General features: G+C 63.5%; 22 protein-coding genes. 13 read left to right on the top strand and 9 right to left on the bottom strand.

The window, feature by feature from the left end:
* The first annotated feature begins 25 nt into the window (after positions 1-25).
* Positions 26-292 (top strand): hypothetical protein, encoded by a 267-nt coding sequence (locus ACFWUP_RS15380; protein ID WP_379234646.1) that lies wholly within the window; start codon positions 26-28, stop codon positions 290-292.
* Here the strand turns inward: ACFWUP_RS15380 and ACFWUP_RS15375 are convergent, their stop codons facing one another.
* Positions 293-496: a cold-shock protein gene (locus ACFWUP_RS15375; protein ID WP_379234644.1), complete on the bottom strand. Its 204-nt coding sequence runs from the start codon at positions 494-496 to the stop codon at positions 293-295.
* Between the two features lie 174 nt (positions 497-670).
* Here ACFWUP_RS15375 and ACFWUP_RS15370 point away from each other — a divergent pair, with 174 nt between their 5' ends.
* Positions 671-1,966: a hypothetical protein gene (locus tag ACFWUP_RS15370; protein WP_379234642.1), complete on the top strand. Its 1,296-nt coding sequence runs from the start codon at positions 671-673 to the stop codon at positions 1,964-1,966.
* Between the two features lie 89 nt (positions 1,967-2,055).
* On the top strand, positions 2,056-2,697 hold the full coding sequence (locus ACFWUP_RS15365; RefSeq protein WP_379234641.1) for a hypothetical protein: 642 nt from the start codon (positions 2,056-2,058) through the stop codon (positions 2,695-2,697).
* Here the strand turns inward: ACFWUP_RS15365 and ACFWUP_RS15360 are convergent.
* A complete protein-coding gene (locus ACFWUP_RS15360) occupies positions 2,694-3,584 on the bottom strand; it encodes a LysR family transcriptional regulator (RefSeq protein ID WP_379234639.1) in 891 nt (296 codons plus the stop codon). The genes ACFWUP_RS15365 and ACFWUP_RS15360 overlap by 4 nt on opposite strands.
* Positions 3,585-3,735: 151 nt before the next feature.
* On the opposite strand from ACFWUP_RS15360, the gene ACFWUP_RS15355 reads away from it, so the two are divergent.
* Positions 3,736-4,884, top strand: coding sequence for an alpha/beta hydrolase fold domain-containing protein (locus ACFWUP_RS15355; RefSeq protein ID WP_379234637.1), 1,149 nt, complete (start codon positions 3,736-3,738; stop codon positions 4,882-4,884).
* Positions 4,885-4,942: 58 nt separating this feature from the next.
* Positions 4,943-6,085, top strand: coding sequence for an epoxide hydrolase family protein (locus ACFWUP_RS15350; protein ID WP_379234635.1), 1,143 nt, complete (start codon positions 4,943-4,945; stop codon positions 6,083-6,085).
* 10 nt (positions 6,086-6,095) lie between these two features.
* On the opposite strand, the gene ACFWUP_RS15345 is transcribed toward ACFWUP_RS15350, so the two are convergent.
* A complete protein-coding gene (locus ACFWUP_RS15345) occupies positions 6,096-6,680 on the bottom strand; it encodes a CAP domain-containing protein (protein ID WP_379234633.1) in 585 nt (194 codons plus the stop codon).
* Between the two features lie 195 nt (positions 6,681-6,875).
* Here ACFWUP_RS15345 and ACFWUP_RS15340 point away from each other — a divergent pair, with 195 nt between their 5' ends.
* The 4 genes from ACFWUP_RS15340 (at position 6,876) to ACFWUP_RS15325 (ending at position 8,876) form a co-directional block, all read left to right on the top strand.
* Complete coding sequence (locus tag ACFWUP_RS15340; RefSeq protein WP_379234631.1) at positions 6,876-7,391, top strand: hypothetical protein; 516 nt, start codon at positions 6,876-6,878, stop codon at positions 7,389-7,391.
* A 219-nt stretch (positions 7,392-7,610) separates the two neighbouring features.
* A complete protein-coding gene (locus tag ACFWUP_RS15335) occupies positions 7,611-7,982 on the top strand; it encodes a hypothetical protein (protein WP_379234629.1) in 372 nt (123 codons plus the stop codon).
* Positions 7,969-8,451, top strand: a complete 483-nt coding sequence (locus ACFWUP_RS15330; protein ID WP_379234628.1) for a helix-turn-helix domain-containing protein — start codon at positions 7,969-7,971, stop codon at positions 8,449-8,451. The genes ACFWUP_RS15335 and ACFWUP_RS15330 overlap by 14 nt, the downstream gene beginning before the upstream one ends.
* 2 nt (positions 8,452-8,453) lie before the next feature.
* Complete coding sequence (locus tag ACFWUP_RS15325) at positions 8,454-8,876, top strand: DUF6941 family protein (RefSeq protein ID WP_379234626.1); 423 nt, start codon at positions 8,454-8,456, stop codon at positions 8,874-8,876.
* A 39-nt stretch (positions 8,877-8,915) separates the two neighbouring features.
* Here the strand turns inward: ACFWUP_RS15325 and ACFWUP_RS15320 are convergent, their stop codons facing one another.
* Positions 8,916-9,083, bottom strand: a complete 168-nt coding sequence (locus ACFWUP_RS15320) for a hypothetical protein (RefSeq protein ID WP_379234624.1) — start codon at positions 9,081-9,083, stop codon at positions 8,916-8,918.
* A gap of 150 nt (positions 9,084-9,233) precedes the next feature.
* On the opposite strand from ACFWUP_RS15320, the gene ACFWUP_RS15315 reads away from it, so the two are divergent.
* Positions 9,234-9,752 carry a hemerythrin domain-containing protein gene (locus ACFWUP_RS15315; protein WP_379234622.1) on the top strand — a complete coding sequence of 173 codons (519 nt, stop codon included), beginning with the start codon at positions 9,234-9,236 and terminating at the stop codon, positions 9,750-9,752.
* Here the strand turns inward: ACFWUP_RS15315 and ACFWUP_RS15310 are convergent.
* The 5 genes from ACFWUP_RS15310 to ACFWUP_RS15290 form a co-directional block, all read right to left on the bottom strand.
* Positions 9,662-10,255 carry an ATP phosphoribosyltransferase regulatory subunit gene (locus tag ACFWUP_RS15310; protein ID WP_379234620.1) on the bottom strand — a complete coding sequence of 198 codons (594 nt, stop codon included), beginning with the start codon at positions 10,253-10,255 and terminating at the stop codon, positions 9,662-9,664. The genes ACFWUP_RS15315 and ACFWUP_RS15310 overlap by 91 nt on opposite strands.
* 26 nt (positions 10,256-10,281) lie before the next feature.
* Entirely contained in the window at positions 10,282-11,085 is an 804-nt protein-coding gene (locus ACFWUP_RS15305; protein WP_379234618.1) for an ESX secretion-associated protein EspG, read from the bottom strand.
* The gene (locus ACFWUP_RS15300) at positions 11,063-12,259 is read right to left on the bottom strand and encodes a WXG100 family type VII secretion target (RefSeq protein ID WP_379234616.1); all 1,197 of its coding nucleotides are present in this window, start codon (positions 12,257-12,259) and stop codon (positions 11,063-11,065) included. Before ACFWUP_RS15300 ends, ACFWUP_RS15305 begins: the two co-directional genes overlap by 23 nt.
* Positions 12,260-12,298: 39 nt before the next feature.
* The gene (locus ACFWUP_RS15295) at positions 12,299-12,700 is read right to left on the bottom strand and encodes a hypothetical protein (RefSeq protein ID WP_379234614.1); all 402 of its coding nucleotides are present in this window, start codon (positions 12,698-12,700) and stop codon (positions 12,299-12,301) included.
* A 103-nt stretch (positions 12,701-12,803) separates the two neighbouring features.
* Positions 12,804-13,352, bottom strand: a complete 549-nt coding sequence (locus ACFWUP_RS15290) for a DUF3558 domain-containing protein (protein ID WP_379234989.1) — start codon at positions 13,350-13,352, stop codon at positions 12,804-12,806.
* A gap of 800 nt (positions 13,353-14,152) precedes the next feature.
* Between ACFWUP_RS15290 and ACFWUP_RS15285 the strand changes: the two genes are divergently transcribed.
* Genes ACFWUP_RS15285 through ACFWUP_RS15275 form a run of 3 tightly spaced genes read left to right on the top strand, consistent with a single transcriptional unit; the run spans position 14,153 to position 15,846 of the window.
* Complete coding sequence (locus tag ACFWUP_RS15285; protein WP_379234612.1) at positions 14,153-14,329, top strand: hypothetical protein; 177 nt, start codon at positions 14,153-14,155, stop codon at positions 14,327-14,329.
* Positions 14,326-14,616: a type VII secretion target gene (locus ACFWUP_RS15280; protein ID WP_379234610.1), complete on the top strand. Its 291-nt coding sequence runs from the start codon at positions 14,326-14,328 to the stop codon at positions 14,614-14,616. The genes ACFWUP_RS15285 and ACFWUP_RS15280 overlap by 4 nt, the downstream gene beginning before the upstream one ends.
* A 12-nt stretch (positions 14,617-14,628) precedes the next feature.
* Entirely contained in the window at positions 14,629-15,846 is a 1,218-nt protein-coding gene (locus ACFWUP_RS15275) for a DUF6973 domain-containing protein (protein ID WP_379234608.1), read from the top strand.
* Positions 15,847-16,990 lie beyond the last annotated feature (1,144 nt).

Below are 16,990 nucleotides of genomic sequence, written 5' to 3'. Positions count from 1 at the left end.
TGCCGATTCACGGGGGAGTTTTCAGATGATCGTCATCGCCGTCACCATCACCTGCGCGGTGCTGGGCGCGCTCAGCCTGTTCGCCGCCACCGTCGCCGAGACCAGGGCGAATCGCGCATTGCACGACTCCCGGTCCTGCTTCGTCGGCGACGGCAACCCCACGAGCTCCTTCTTCGCGCACCGCGCCCGGCACGACCGGCTACACCGCCTCAACAATCAGCTGCTGATCGTGAGCGCGGTCGTCTCGCTGGCGGCCACGGGATTCGCCGTCTACGCGGTGGCGGTCCTGTGATCAGCCTGCCTGCACGTCGTGTGCTTCGGGTCCGCGGCGCGTCTCGGTGACGGTGTATTCCACGCGCTGACCGTCACGCAGTGTGCGAAACCCCTCGCCGACCAGTTCGGTGTACTCGACGAACACCTCGGGTCCACCGGCGTCGGGGGTGATGAATCCGAAACCCTTGCCGCTGTCGAACCAGGCAACGACCCCGCTTGGCATCAACCGACCTTCCGACTCCTGTGCCTGCCAACCTGATTCGCCAATCGTCGCATGCCGACACCCGCGACACGTACGGCATTCGGTTTCCAGGAGCCGATCGGCCGGTGACCACGTGGATATGCTCGCCCGACACGGTCCGCCCGGACCTGGTCAGCCGCGAGAACGGGGATTGGAGTGCAGCCTTCGACCGTTCGCTGCGCAGTCGAGGCCGTCACGGTTTTCGTGGCCACGACGGTCGCGGTGCTCGCGATCATGCTGCCGATCAGTTTCGCGTCGCTGTCGGTGTCGCTGCACGTCGACCTGCTGGTGTTCAACGTGCCGAGGGCGATGACCGGGGCAGCGTTCGTCGCGGTGATCACCGCCGCCGTCACCGTGGCGATCGGCAGCGTGCGAACGGCTCGCTGGACCGCGTTGCTCGCCCTGTTCGGCATCCTGGTGAACCACCTGGCCTTGATCCCGGACAGTACCGACGGACACCTCGACGGGTTGTCGCTGCCCACCCTGAACTTCATCGACGCGCTGCTGGCCGGGGTGGTGGTCGGCGCGCTGGCGGTCGCGGTCTGGAACGAACCGCTGCTGCGCACCGTCTACCTGTTCGGCGCGCTCGGCGGCACCCTCCTCGGCGATCTGACCCAATCCCCCACCGACCCGAAGTCCGACGGATTCAGCGGCGCGCTCGGCGGCACCCTGCCCCTGTGGTTCATCGCCGCCAGCGTGCTCGCGCTCGGCTATTTCGCGCTCACCACCGCGGCCCCGCCCCGTTCGACCACCGAAACCGCCATCCCCCTGACGCCGGTGTTCGCCGCGATGGTCTCTTTCACCACGACCATCATCACCGCGCTCGCCGTGGCGTCCCACAAGACCAGCGCGTCGTACCTGATCATCGCCACGATCGTGGTCATCGCGACCGCGCTCGCCGCCGCGATGATCCTGCCCGGCCGCGACGGCATCCTGCTCGTGCTGATGAGCAGTCTCGCGGTGACGGGCAGCCTCGTCATCACGCTGCCGCGCTCGGGCTGGGTCGACATCGCCGCCCTCGCCGCCATCGCCGTCGGCCTCCGGATCGGCATGCGCCGCCCTCATCCCCTGCTGGCCGCTACGACCGTGCTCGCCCTGGCCTGCTTCGTCCTCGCCGCCGAGGTCTTCACCCCACCCGCCACCCTCACCGCCGCGCTCGGCTGTCTCGCCCTCGGCGCCGTCGCCGGCTATTGCCTCGGCACCGCGGTCCCGCTGAGCCCCGCATGCGGAACCGTCGGCCTGGCAATCCTTTTCGTCCCCTCGATCGGTGTTGCCCTGAGCGACAGCGACTTCGGCAACCTCGCCTATTCGTCGTCCTGGTACCGCACCACCGACGTAGATCGTGGCATCGGTCCCGGCCTCGTCGCGATCGCCGTCGCCCTCGGCTGCGCACTCGCCGTCCTGGCCCTGCTCCACCACCGCTCCACACCCCCCGAAGCCGTCACCCCCTAGCCGGTTCCGTCACCCCTCCTTATCGAATTTCTCACCCCGGAACTTCGAGACCATGCCTGCCGCAGATGTTTTCGGGGTATACCCACATCATGAGTTTCCCGGTGTCCTTCGGGTTCGCCCAGGTCGGTCTGCTGGCCCTGATCGCCCTGGCCGTCGCCCTGCTGGTCATGGCCGCGCTCGCCCGTCGCCGCGGCCCGAAAGCTGTTCTCGGCCGCGCGATCCCAGGCGCAGCGATCCTCCTGGTCGCGGTCGTCCTCCTGTGGATCGCCACCCTCCTGCAGACCTACCTCGGCCTCACCGGCGAAATCAAAGCCGCTCACGTCGTCGCCAAACCCGTTGCCGGCCAAGAACACCAACTCGACCTCGTCCTCACCCAGTTCGACGAAGACGGCAACCCAGGTGAACCGACAACCCACCGCGTCGAAGGCGACCTCTGGGCCCTGCAGTCCAACATCGTCGAACTCGAACCATGGGTCAACGCCCTCGGCTTCCACTCCGGCTACAAGATCACCCGCCTGTTCGGCCAACGCCTCGACGGCAAATCCCCCGCCCAAGACCACACCTTCCTCAACGGCGGCGACCGCGACTTCTTCCAGGACATGAACGAAAACCGCTGGTACACATCCCCCTTCGTCCGCTCCGCCTACGGCAACGCCGTCATCGCCACCCCCGGCGAATACGACGTCTTCATCTCCCGAGACGCGATCAAAGTCCGCCAGACCGAGGGTTAGACCGCGGCTCGCAAGGCGCCGACACCCACGCACGAGTCGACGAAGTCCACGACCACCTGCCGCTCGTCGAGCGTGCGCGACACCACCAGCAACTCGCACCCACCGATCCCCTCGACCGGCCGGAACACCACACCCGGATCGCGGTGGAACAGCCTGGTCGAAGCGGCGGTCAACCCGATCCCACCCCCGTGCGCGACCGCCGCGACCAGTTCGCCGATGCTGTTCACCTCGGTCGCGACCCGTGCGGGTCTGCGACCACGGTCCGCCTCGGCGAGCCAGAACGCCCGAGCACAACCGTGGTCGGCCGACAACGCGACGAACGCCTCGTCGAGCAACGCACCGAACGGCACCGGCGACAGCGCCGCGAGCCGATGCCCGACGGGCAGGATCACCCAGCGCGCCTCGGTCGACACCACCGTCGTGCGGTACTGCCGCTGCCCGTCGAACGGCGCCCGCGCGAACACCACATCCACCTCACCAGCACCCAGCGCGGCGACCGACCCGACCTGCCGCAACACCACCTGCCACGCCGGGTTGCGGCCGGTGAAATCGGCGATCACGGCAGGCGAATGTTCGTACTCGGCGCCGGGCTGGAACCCGACCCGCAGCACACCGGTGAATCCGTGCGCGGTCAGCCGAGCGTGGTCGATCGTGCGGATGATGCGGTGATAGGCGGGCCGCAGTTCGGCGACCAACTGGACGCCGAGCGGTGTGAGCCCCACCGCACGCGGGTTGACGCGGTCCACCAGAGGGCCGCCGATGCGGCGTTCCTGGCTCTTCACCGACTGGCTGATCCGGGCTTGCGACAGATGCAACCGCGTGGCGGTGCGGCCGAAGTGCAATTCCTCGGCCAGTGTCAGCAGGATCTCGATATCGCGTAGTTCCATGGCGTGCTCCCTCGTCACAATCACCCTCGCACCACCCGCCCCAGCAGGGAAGTTCCGATCACGCACCACTGCGATACGCCGCACGTATAGCCGTCTACGGTGATAGCGTTCGACCACTTCCTCTCCGGCATCGAGAACGGTCGTGCCCGCCATGTTCACCCCCTCTGGCCTCGAATTACGTCATCTGCGCGCCTTCGTCGCGGTGGCCGAGGCACTGAATTTCGGGCGAGCGGCCCGCAGCCTGCATCTCACGCAGCCGTCGTTGAGCAGGCAGATCCGCCAGTTGGAACGCCTGCTCGGCACCCAGCTTTTCGCCCGCGACAGCCATTCGGTGAGCCTGACCGCCGCGGGCACCGCCCTGCTTCCGCACACCCGGGTGGTGTTGGCCGATCTCGACGCCGCGGTGTCGTCGGTGCGCGATGCCGCGGGCGAGGCGGCGGTGCTCGTGCGGCAACTGTGGGAGCCGATCGCGCGGATGTGCGAGGCCGACGCGGAATTCTCGCGGATCCGTTCGGAGCTCGAACGGATCTACGCGCACTATCCCCCACCCGATTCGGTGGAGATGCGCCCGGTGAACGCCGGTGGCGTGCCCGGCGTCGAACTGCTGCCCGCCCGGCGGACCGGGCTGACAATCGTCTATTTACACGGTGGCGGAATGGTTTTCGGCTCGGCCTACGGCTATCGCGGGCTGGCCGGTCGCTTGGCCGTGGCCGCCGACGCCACCACCATCGTCCCGGATTACCGCCTCGCCCCCGAGCACCCGTTCCCTGCCGGTCTCGACGACGCGGTGCGCGCCTACCAGTGGGTGCGCGAGCGCGGCGCCGACCCGAATGACATTGTGCTGGCGGGCGATTCGACTGGCGGCGCGTTGGTGCTGTCGACCCTGTTGCGCATGAAGGCGACCGGCGAACCGATGCCGCGAGCCGCGATCCTGTTGTGCCCCGCGGCCGGACATGTTCCGCACCAGGAGGATTCGACCGAACTCAGCTGGGAGCAACGCCTCTACCTGCGCACCACCACGGCCTACCTCGGCCCCGACCGAACCAAGTGGGACGAGCCCGCCGACGCCGATCTGACCGGCCTTCCGCGCGTGCTCGTGCAGATCGCCAGCGGCGATGTGCACGCACACAGCACCCGCACCCTGTTCGAGCGCGCCAAAGCCTGCGGCGTCGACATCACCCTGGAAACCTACGCCGCCGAGGAGCACGTCTTCCACGCATTCTGGTCGATTCTGCCCGATGCCGACGAGGCACTGGAGCGTGCAGGCACCTTCGCCAAGAGCACCGATAAGCGAAAGTGATCTCCGGGCACCGATTCTGCCCGTTGTTCGCCGATGTCGGCGGGCGCACGGTAGTTCCATGACCACTGACATCACCCCCTTCAGCCTCCATATCCCCGACTCCGACCTCGACGACCTGACCCGACGTCTCGCAGGCACCCGCCTGCTGAGCGACATCGACGACCCCGCGCCCGTCGACGTGGGCATTCCCATCCCCGCAGGCTGGGAGTACGGCGTTCCCGTCGCCTACCTGCGCCCGCTGCTGGACAAGTGGCGCGAATTCGATTGGCGCGCACAGGAACAGCGCCTCAACGCCGTCGAACAGTTCACCACCGAAATCGACGGTCAGACAGTGCACTTCGCCCACGTCCGCTCCCCCGAACCGGATGCGGTGCCACTGCTGATGCTGCACGGCTGGCCGAGCTCATTCGTCGAATTCCTCGGCGTCATACCGCAACTCACCGATCCCCGCGCCGATGACCGCGACCCGTCGTCGGCCTTCCACCTCGTGATCCCGTCCTACCCCGGCTTCCCACTGTCGGGCCCGACCCACACCAGCGGCTGGAATCCCCAGCGCATGGCCGAGGCGATGATCGCCCTGATGACTCGCCTCGGCTACGACCGTTTCGGCCTGCACGGCAACGACGCGGGCGCCATCATCGCACCCGAAATCGGCAGGCTCGCACCGGAGAACGTCATCGGCATCCACGTCGACCAGATCTTCTCCTTCCCCGTCGGCGCCCCCGGCGAATTCGACGACCTCGGCCCCGACGACTACGCCGCCCTCGAATTCGGCCAGAACTACCTCCAGCGCGCCATCCATGACAGCTCTCAGCGTGCCCAACCCCACACCGTCGCCCACGGCCTGTCCGACTCCCCCGCAGGCCAACTGGCATGGCTCGCACAACTTCTCGCACACAACGTGAGCGACGAGGATCTGCTCACCAACGCCGCCCTCTACTGGTTCACCAACACCTCGGCGTCCTCTGCCCGCTTCTACTTCGAAAGCGCGCACACCGAACCCGCCACCGAACCGACCACCGTCCCGATCGGCCTGGCCGCCTTCGGCGACGACTTCACCCCACCCCGCAAATTCGCCGACCGCGACCACCAGAACCTCGTCCACTGGCGCGAATACAGCGAGGGCGGGCACTGGGCCGCCTACCAGGTCCCGCATCTGCTCGCCGACGACATTCGCGACTTCTTCGCCAAGGTGGTGTAGCCCTGCGGAACTACAGCGCCCCGAAAACCTGCACCCACTGCGCGCCTCCGCCGACACCGATCCCGGTGTCGACCAGCGCGCAGTTCACGATATTGGCCCGATGCGCATCGCTACCCATCCACGCGGCCATCACATCCTGGGCAGTCCGCGGACCGCTCACGAGGTTCTCCGCGACAAGCCGCGCCGGCGAGTACCCCGCCGCCGCGACCCGATCGGCCGCCGCCAACCCTTCCGGCGAACTGTGCCCGAAGTACCCCCGCGCCGCCATGTCGTCAGCATGCTCCTGCGCCGCAGCCCCCAGCCGCGCATCCTCCCGCAACGCCCCACACCCCTGCCGCCCCCGCTCGGCATTCACCAACTCGAGCACCTGCGCCCGCACCGTCCCCACCTCCTGCGCAACCTGCGGCTCGGGCGCCTGCTCCGCCGACCCCGGCGGCACCTGATCAGCCGACCCCGACGACCCAGCTCCTGCCGCCCCGGCCCCCGCCGACCCGAACGGCAGAATAGGCAACGGGAAGGCCGATGCCCCCGCCGCAGGAACAACCAACGCGGCCGCCACCACACCGATACCCAAGGTTTTCCGAAGACGCTTCACTGCCCTCAGTCCTAGTCCCGACCCAGGCTGACAAGGCAATATCTGTAAAGATCCGTCCCCAAGGGTATGAGACAACCCACCATTCCCCGACCCCCAAACGATCACAATCTTCCTCCCGCCCTCGGCGATCGTGACCTCATCGGACTTGACCGACTACCGGTGTGACTATGCACCACTGGTGTATAGTCACACCGCATGACGGGCAGTTACGAGTTCACCCTGATTCTCGACCACACACCGACCGACGTCCAACTCGAAGCGCTGCACACTGCCGGACTCGATGACTCAACACTCGAACTCGGTCCACGTACCGCCGCCGTGCTGCACCTGCGGCGCGTCGACGACTCACTGGCATCGGCGATCATCAGCGCGCTCGGTCAAGTCGAGACCGCTGGTTTAGCCGTAGCCGGTGTTCGCACCGAGAACCTCGTCACCTTGAAGACGATCGCGGCCAGAACTTCGCGCACCTACGAAGGCGTCCGTCGCCTCGCTCAGGGTGAACGCGGCCCCGGAGACTTCCCCGCACCGATGAGCGGCGACGGGTACTCGCTGTACTCCTGGACCGAAGTCGCCCGATGGTTTGCCGAGCACTACGGAATTCCTGACACAACCACGCAAGACGACCGAATCATCGCCGCCGCAGACCATCTGGTTCGAGCCCGTCACCTGCTAGGCGGCGACACCGGCCGACTCGCCACCCTCGCAAGTTGACGTGAGCGTGCTCCGAAACTCGAATCTCGTCACGATCGCGCGAAAACGCGCAGAAATGGTTTAGCCTTGACTAAAGATTCAGTCGAGCGTGAAGTTGTCTGCGAGGGCAGTTGGTGTCGGATTTCGTATGCCGTCCGAGCGGACGGAACCCCGGCACCAGCGAAGGAGGTGCTGTCCTACCTCAGCGAAGGGACCTGGACAGCGGGAGAAGGAGTCGGCATGCATGAGGATGAGCAGGTCAGCACCTACGCCCGGTTCATGCACACGATGCAGTACTACGCCGAGCACGGCGAAGGCGACCGCTGCGAGTCGATGAACGGGCTCGAACACGGCATATTCGAGTTCAAAGCCGGTCGCGCCCGACTCGCCTTCTACGACACCCCCGGCGACGGGTCACACACTCCGAAATGGAAGATCCGCGACCGAGCCAGCTCGCCCTACCCCGACAGCGCGACATGGTTCATTCCCGATCTCGATCCGCAGCTCAGGCTCTGCAACGGCTGGCCGAAGAAGGGCCAACTAGCCAACCCGTGCGACATCGGATTCGCACGAAAAGTACGGATGGAGGACCTCGGCCATGACCGAAAATGACACCGAGTACGCCCGGTACGCGGGCACCGCACAGGGCGCGATCGAACTGGCGGCAGCCTCGGCAACAGCCGAAGTGTCACGACTGTTCCGCTGGCTGAGCGCGCGGTCGGGTCCGAAACAGAAGGAGATCGCAGAACTCCTGAAGGTCTCGGAAGGTCGCGTTTCTCAGGTGATCAACGGCGATGGCAACGTCACAATCGCCGCTTTGGCGAAATACGCACGCGCGTACGGCTATACCGTGACCGTGACCCTGACTCCCGCCGAGCCCGGTCTGGCTGCACACTCCCCGACCTCGACCGAGCGACGCCGCAGCGACACTCGCCCGACAACCGAGCCGGTCGCACCCGACGCGCGTACGTCCACAGCCGCATCGAACGCAGAACCCGCAGGCCATCGTTGGAAACCGATGCGGCGGCGTATTCCCGTACGTACCACTGACACCACGACATCGACTGGACGGCTGCGGTGAAGTTGACGATCCTGCTCGCGGACGCGGCGCAGGACGCGCCGAATGGCAAGGTCAGCGCGCTGGGCGCGGGCTGGACACGGATAACCGAACCCATCAGAGGATTCGTCATCCTGGGATTCGCCGAACTCGAGCGCCGCGAAGTAGACCAACCGCACAAGATCGTCATCACCCTCTGCGATGCAGTCGGCGAACCCTTCACAGGAGACCTCGGCGAGGAGGTGATCCGCGTCGAGGTCGGTGTGGACGGAGAGCACCCGGACGATTTGACTGAGCACGAATCCGTCCGAGTCCAGTTCGCAGTGCAGATCCCACCCGGAATGCCCACTCCCCCTGGCGGATACGAGTTCCAAGCCGTTTCCGACGACGATCCGTACTCGCGAGCATCGTACAGATTTCGAGTGATGGAATCACAGCCCGATCATTGAGGACGCGCAGCCGCCCCCGGATCCGGAGCCGGGGATTGCTCAGTCGAAAAGCTCTCCCGCACGGGTGGAAGTCACTGCCTGCATCAGCCAGGCGTTGAGCTGATCGAGGTCAGCGGTTTCGGCCAGCAGTTCGCGCTGGGCGCCCTGTTCGAGTAGTTCGGCGTAGAACTCTGTCTCATCGTCGCACCCGAGCCGACGGAAAGCCACGATGCTCCAGCACTGTTGCGGGGAGGTCCATGACCCGACCCCAGAGACGCTGGCGCATGGACGTGGGCGAATGAACGATGTCCCGCCTCGTCTCGTGCGGATGTACTTGATCCAGAACGCGGATCACCCGCACGACGAAAGGTCAGGCAGATGTCCGAACGCGATATGGCCATGATGTACGCAGCACACGACGCCTTCCGGCGCGATCTCCGAGCACTCGCCGCCGCCCCGGACCTGGAGCGCTGGAAGCAGTTTCGCACCCAACTCTCCGTCCACCACACCGCCGAAGACGTCGTGCTCTGGCCGAGCCTGCGCCGCCGCGGCGTGGACGCGAAGCTGGTCGAGGCGATGGCCGCCGAACACGACCGGATCGATCCGCTTCTCGCCCAGGCGAACCGAGCCTTCGACACCGCAGGCCCGGAGGCCGCCCGACCCACGCTCGTGGCACTGTCCGGACTCTTGCACAACCACCTCCAGCACGAAGAGCAAGAAACCCTGCCCTTGATCAACGATCGAGAATGGTCACAGCTCGACCGAGAGATGCGCCGCCGCATAGGAATTCGCGGCATCCGCTCCTACTACTCGTGGCTGCTGCGGGATGTCGAGGGCGAACGCCGCCGCTCAGCACTGTCCACCATCCCCGCCCCACTCCGGCTGATGATCTCGTAATCGCGCGCGGTTTTCGGTTCGGGCAGCGTGCGGAACAGCAACCAACTCAGGGCGGGCATCAGGATCAGTGGGGTCAGCGCGGTTCGCAGGGAGGTTGCGTCGGCGATGCCGCCGATCAGAGGCGTGGCCAGCCCGCCGATGCTTACCGCGAGGCCAAGGGTGATGCCGCTGGCGGTGCCGACGCGGGAGGGCAGATAGTCCTGGCCGAGGGTGACGTGGTTGTTTCCGTAGAAGCGGGTGAGGGGAACGGTGAGATCGAATCGCAGTCCCAGGTCGACCAGCTCACGCAGCGGGGTCTCGGCCGCGAGCGGGTCCGACAATCCACGGCGAAGCACCTGGAAGATCAGCTTCTCGTTGTCGCCGCCCTGACCGCCCTGCAAACGGCTGATGTCCTCGAGGACTGGCTTCTCGATCCGCCGGAACCCGAAAGTTCGGTAGGTGCTGGTGATCTCGCGCAACACGTGGTCCCGAATCGCGACGTCGGAGGGCAGAAGGTCCCTCATTCCGCGGGCGGGAGTGTTGTCGGCTTTCACCATGCGACAGTCTCTTCTTCCCGAAGTCGTCGCTGCGCCCGTTCGATCCACCCCGCGAATCCGACAGTCAGATCATCCGCGACCGCTGGTCGGACAGCAATCCGGCCGTTGGCACGTCGTTGCAGGTAGCGCCCGTCATCGGTGAGGTCGACCCACTGTGTGGTGAACCAGGGCTCAGGACGGTCCAGAATATGACCGACCAGCAGTCGCGCCTGACCGCTACCGTCGATCGGGCGTCGGGTCAACGCTTCGTATTCTTCGCGAGGGCTGCGCCGTGCGTACGACTGGTGCACCGCGCTGGACTCGAGGTCGATGGCGTCGACGGAAATTGGTGCCTGCCGCCCGGGTTTGCACCGTGGCACCCGCCCAGCGAGATGCTTCGGCAGGTGCTCGGATGGAAAGAGCCGACCATGGATCGGACCATCGACCCCGTTGACGATCGCCTGCGCCAACACCACACCGTGCGGACCGTTCTGCGCACCGACGATGCGATACTCGCGCATCGACCCCGGATTGGTAGCTGTGGAGCCGCCACGTATTTCGATTCGACACTGTCCGAATGTCAACGTGTGCAACGCCAACCGGATCAGTTCGCTGTCGTCCTGGTCGAGTGCGGCCAGGACACGGGCACGATGTGCCTCATACTCGTCGACATAGCGAAAACGGCTCTGATAGTGCAGCGGACGCGGGTACCGATCGATACCGTCGCTATACCAGAGTGCTGCGAAATCATCTGACTCCCAAACCCATTCAGCCATCGAGGGTTTGTACTCCTGTTCAGTTCTGCGGTCGTGGTGCATCCGGCGGCGTGCTCGCCGATGGCGCATCACCGCCGATGACCCCGCCTGCGATCGTGTTCGGCATCTCGCCCAACAGTTCCTCGGTGTTCTCCGCGGTGATCAGGTAGTCCGGAATCTGGTGGGTGTCATCGTCTTCTCCGCCCTTGCCGCGTCCGGCACCAGGCGCGCCCATCATCCCAGGCATTCCCGAGCGACCCGCACCCGACGACGCGGACCCGACACCGGCAACGCCAGTCGGCGTCCCCGCGGTCGGCGAACCAGCGACCGCGCGACCCGGAACAGGTGCCGCCACAGCCGAACCCGGCGAGCCACCGCCACCACCGGCTCCGCCGCCGCCAGGTGATCCAGTCGACGGAGCGGCCGCAGCCGGAGCAGTCGCCGCCGGCGCGGTGGCGCCCTCCGGTGCCGTGCTGCTCGGTGCGGTCTCGTCGTCTCCACCGTCCTCGTCGTCGGCGGAGCCGTCGTCGTCAGCGGAATCGTCTTCGGCTGCGGTGGAGTCCTCGGGTTCCTCCTCAACCGCTGGGTCCTCAGCGGTCGCCGGATCAGTCGACGTGCCGGGACTGTCGTCATTATCCGTACCACCGCTGTCGGTTCCGCCACCGCCAGGTTCGTCACCACCGGTACCGTCGCCGATCGCCCCATGCAGTGGGTTCGTCGGGCTGACCGGTGTCGGCAACACCGGAATACCTTCGTCCGCAGCGGTGAACGGCTTCACATAATGTTGCGCCATCACCCGGCGCGCTGCTTCTTCTGCCTCGTCCGGATCCTTGTTGTTCCAGATATCCCAGGTGCTGGGAGAGGTGAATTCGAAGTTCTGTCCGGGGTCTGGCAGTTCATCCTTCGTAGTGGTGATCGCCTGCGCCGTCTCCCCCACCCGAGTCGCCAGCGCTTCCAGCTCCGGAGTCAGCTCTGTCGCGCGCTGGGTGTAGTTCTTGATCGCCTCACGCGACTTCTCGGCCGCCTGACCTTCCCACGCCGCGGCACTCGCACGATTCATCCGCGCGGCGAAATCAGTGACACCCTCCCGCCACTTCTGCGCGATCTGGCTGTACTGGCCCGCCGCAGCCAACGCATTGCCGGTGGGCTCCAACGGCTTGAACGCGCCATTGATCTGCGGGTGCCTGAAGTCAGCGGTGTACTCCTGCTTGTGAATCTGCTTGTCTTCGAAGACCATTCGACGCCCTGCTGTCGCTCGTGGATCAGGTGGCGGGCGCTAGACGCGCTCGGCCGGGGTGTCGCCGCCGCCAGGGGTTCCGGGCGCAGGTGCTGCGGCGAGAAGTTCTTTGTAGTGGGAGGCGAACTCGGCGTCGGTCTCCTGGTAGCGCTGGGCGATCAGACGATGCAGTTCCTGCAGGTCATCGACGATCTTGTAGTGCTGCTCGAGGATTGCGTGGACGCTGTTGTCCGACCCCTGGCCCTTCTCGCGGAACCGCCGGACCATGGTCTGCGCAGAAACCAACTCCGCGACCGCTTCACCGAGCCCCCACACCTCACGCTCTGAAATAGCGGTCGCGGTTCGCTGGAGCTCACGGATCAAGTCCTTGAAGGACTGGCATTCTCGCTCGATGTAGACGAACTCCTCGGCGTCCACCCGTACGCCCCCACCGAAGCGCATCGTCAGCCGACCCTCCTGCGCCTCAGTTAGCAAGTCCTGCAACGGTCTATCGCCACTCACGGTCAGCTTCCCCCTCGTCAATTTCCGAGTAAATGTGGCGGCGTCATGCCCCGGCAGGAAGCAACGGAACCACCTTCTCCGCCAGTCCACGAGCCAATTCGCACGTGTCCAGGTGACCGGTCAACTCGTTCGAATCAGGATTATCCAGCGAGAACTCGAGGCCGCCGCCCTGCATTGCGACCGTCAAGGTGCACAACGCCCGAGGGTTCTTGTTGTCAGATCGACTAGCGGCCACCGCCGACCGCCCGGCGATCGTGTACTCACCCCGAACGGTCAGTTTCGGGTTGTCCAGCACCTGCTCAACAGTTAGATTCGTGGTGGTGATCCCCGCAGCGTAGCCATCGGAAACTACCCAGCTACAGCCCCGCCACTTGGTCCCACCAGCCCCGTCGAAATCCGCGTTGTTGTTCGAACTGGCCTTGTGCAAACCTTCCGAATCCAACACCGACTCCGGAATGTCCTTGCACGGGTCGAACCCAGCAGGCACGTCAGCTGCAAGCTCCTGCCCGGCTGTGGTGGTCGCAACCCCTTCTGCCTGACCCCCGGTCGAGCTCCCACACCCAGCTAGCAGCAGGACCGCCCCCACAGCCATAAACCCAGCCCGACTACGACGCACCCCACACCTCCTCGACATCAAAATGAGCCAATCCGGGGAGTCCCCCGACCCTTCAAGCTGCCACGCTACTCACGGCCACAACATCGGGCAATCGAACTCCGCAGACGCCCGACCCCGTCCGCCGACTACCGCAGCTAGCCAAGATCCCGCACCTCGCAAGGCACCGATCCCGACTCATCGCACAGAAGCCGATCGACTTCAGCTCGAAGTTTTGGCGGTCGGCAACTGCGAATTGACCGACACAGTCGAAAAGTTGCGACCAGAAAATCACCGGGATACAAATCCCCGCAGGCGGGCCGTGGTCGAGCACTTCGAGAACACGGAGAAGTACATGCGGCAACGAAACACGCTGCGCAACGAGGACGCGTAGACCCTTTGGATCCCAGCTTCTGAATTTGCACACGCCGGAGGCCGTACACAGCTCTCATCCGCCGCGCGGCATTGTAATAAGGATCCGACTCAAGGTCACTCATCGACACGCCCGACGGCAGCATTCTCACGGATACTAATTCTTATTCTTCGATTCGCTGACATTCGGCTCCGTCAGTTGCGTAGGCAACCGTGACCAACCAGAGGGCCCGATGACATGGAAGCGCTAGTTGCCTCCTACTAATACATGTTTTGACGGGCACTGTCCAAGGCGGTATCGTCTGGACAAAGCAATCATCGATGGGGGTAAGACTTCAGTGCTGAATGATCACCAGGCCAGCAGCATCCAACGAATCAATGATCAGTTTTCCGAGGTCCGCGGATCGTCTCGCGCGAAGGATGGCAGCGTGATCATCGAGACCGACCTCGGTGGCCGAATTACCGACCTATGGATCGCGGACTGGGCGATGGAACAACATGGCCCCCAGCGACTGGCAGAACTCATAATGGATAAGCATCGCGTCGCACTCGGTAGCGCTTTCGACGAAGCGTCCCGAATTTTTGAGACTGAGGATCGACGGTGAGCAATCTCAACATAAAGCCAGCCGAGATGCGTGACCTCGCTCGACATCTCCGATCCCACGCTAGCACGATGTCCGCAAGGCAACCAATCGCGAACCTCAGCCGCGATATGGCGCGTGAGAAGATGCAAGATTCCAATCTCGCTGTAAAAGTCGAAGAATCGCTTAAAGCGCTAGATTCCGTAATAAAGTTTCATGTCCGCCGCCTGAACGAACACGGCGATTTACTCGAAAAGGCTGCCGCTGCTTATGAGCAGGGCGACCAAGCCTGGGCCGATGGCTTTAAGTAGCAAGGGGGCGACGTGCCAAAACCATTAAAAGTGTCAACCGTATTAGGTTGGGATATCAGATACCTCAGCCAATGCGCCACGATCATGCTCGAAACTGCAACAGCGGTCGACACCGAAGCGGCTGCGGCAGGAAGGAGAAATGAGCAGTCCGAGCCGTTCTTTGAAGGGCCTGCAGGCAATTCTTCGCGAAGTCGCGGTGCGAACGATAAGCTTGATGCTTTGACCACGTCCGACGTTCTTGAGGAAATGTCCAAGAGCCTGAAACTGTACTTCGGGGAATTGGAATCTAATATTCAGACACTTCGCGACCAGAAGCAAGAAGCCGAGAATTCCAGGTGGGATCTCTATGTGACCGAGGACGGGCATGTAAAATCACAGATGTCCAACTGGGATGCATTCATGGACTACTACCCGTTCGGCCCGGCTGCTGTAGCCGCCAAGGAATTCTGGACTACGCGCTACGACAATCTCATCTCAGCGGCCCTCACGTGGATTCAGCGTGTCGACCAAGAGGGCGCGGAATTATACATACGAAATATTGAAGGCCTTTCAGATCGAGTAAAAGCAGCGTCAATTTCCCCGATGAGCGATCCCGAGCTTTCCAGGATCCTCAAGGAATATCAGACTGACGCATCGACTGAGCCACCCAGACTGTGGCCGGTAGGATTTATGGCAGACGTGCTCAAAGAAAACGGTATCGAAGTCACTCCGTCGCTCTATACCGCGGAGGAGATCGCTGCGATGGAACGGCTGTATTATACCCAGGGCATTGGGGCAGTAAATGAGGCGATGCAACTTCCGGATCTTGCCAGGGAAGCCGCAATAGAATATTCACCAGAGACCGAAGCGGATGGCCAGGGCGACGCGTTCAGGCATATGTATTGGAATGCATTAATGACGCAGAAGTTTGGCGAAGAGTGGACACAGACATACTCCACGGCTCATGAGAAAACTGGCGGGAATACTCCTCAACGTGAGGCAATGGACCTCTGGAATAATAAACTCGGCCAAGACATCGGAGCAGCTAATCCAAACGCAACTCCTGAGGAGTTGAAGGCCCTAGTCCGTAATGAAGTTGAGAACGGTAAAGCTGTGGTGATCACCGCGAACGACCAGGCTGGTAATCCGCTCCCGGCAGATCAAGTTCAGATCACGTGGAGCAGGTCAACGGATCCCGGATTGACTGGACCACCTTCCGGCGTGGGCGTACCGCTTCCAGGAGGCAAGTAGCATGCGAGGCACGCGGAGAGCTAATTGCACTGCATGCGGGGTTCTGCTACTTTCTTCGGTACTGATCTCTGGATGCGGATCCGATCAACCACAAGCGGGCCCGAGTTGTGCGGCTACATTTGATTTAGAATCCTCACAGGAACCTCTCGGCAAGGGCAACGGACTCCTTGCTGCCGCAAAACATGCCGCATCAGGAAATGATCTCGTATCCATGCGGGATATTACACGCGCTGCAGGCTTGCAGGATAACTGGGATCGAGTCGTCGTCATCTTCCCTGGAACCAAGGCATCGACATTGAACACGGACAGCGGAATTTCAAACGTCTGCTGGAAGAACCTACCCGACCCATATCGCGATGACACACCCCACGCGGCGTACTATCTGTTCATTCACGAGCAGAAGCCGGTTCAGGCGATCCATTGGTTCTACCCCAATGATCGCGAGCTGGATTTCATGAAGCCACGAGTCCAGGTTGTGTATCCAGAGACCAAGCTGACTCCGGTTAACACTCCTGGCGTCGAGCCATTTCTGCGCCCAATACCCTAATACTGAGTAGATATTTTCAGGCACTCAGCCATTTGGACGAAAGGCGGCACGCCACAGTCCCCTTCCGAACTCTGAATAACTCGTCATGCTCGATGGTCCAACGCTTCAAAGACGATAAACGGCGCCAGCGCAGAAGGCGTTTGAGGAAGTCGCATCGGATGTCTCGTTCGGTGATTTCGGGCAACGAGAGGTTCATCTGCTTCCAGGTGCGCAGGATCAACCGAATTGGGTGGAGCTGCTCCCAAGGCTGCGCGGCGGGGCGTAGATCTGGTCGAAGGCCGCTTCTCCGAGAACGTGGAGTACAAGCATTCGGCTCCGGTTCGGTTGGTGCGTATACGAGTTGGGGTCGCCACCACATACGTCCGAGGATGCGGCACGTGAGGTCCGCGCCGACAGCATCGACAGCGCCTTCTTTCCTTGTAGGCGCCGAATTCCCTCACGCTGCAACACTTCAGTGATCAATGTCTTCTTCTCATTGAGGTGCAGCAGCATTGACCCCAGACCCGAGTTGGCTCATGACTTCTGTAGTCGGCAGTTCCTAGCGAGCTGACCTGGGGTGATGGGTTTTATTGGTGCCTGATTGAGGCACTAACCGGG

This window comes from Nocardia sp. NPDC058658, from assembly GCF_042716665.1.
GTDB lineage: Bacteria > Actinomycetota > Actinomycetes > Mycobacteriales > Mycobacteriaceae > Nocardia.
This window is presented reverse-complemented; position numbering and strand designations above follow the sequence as displayed.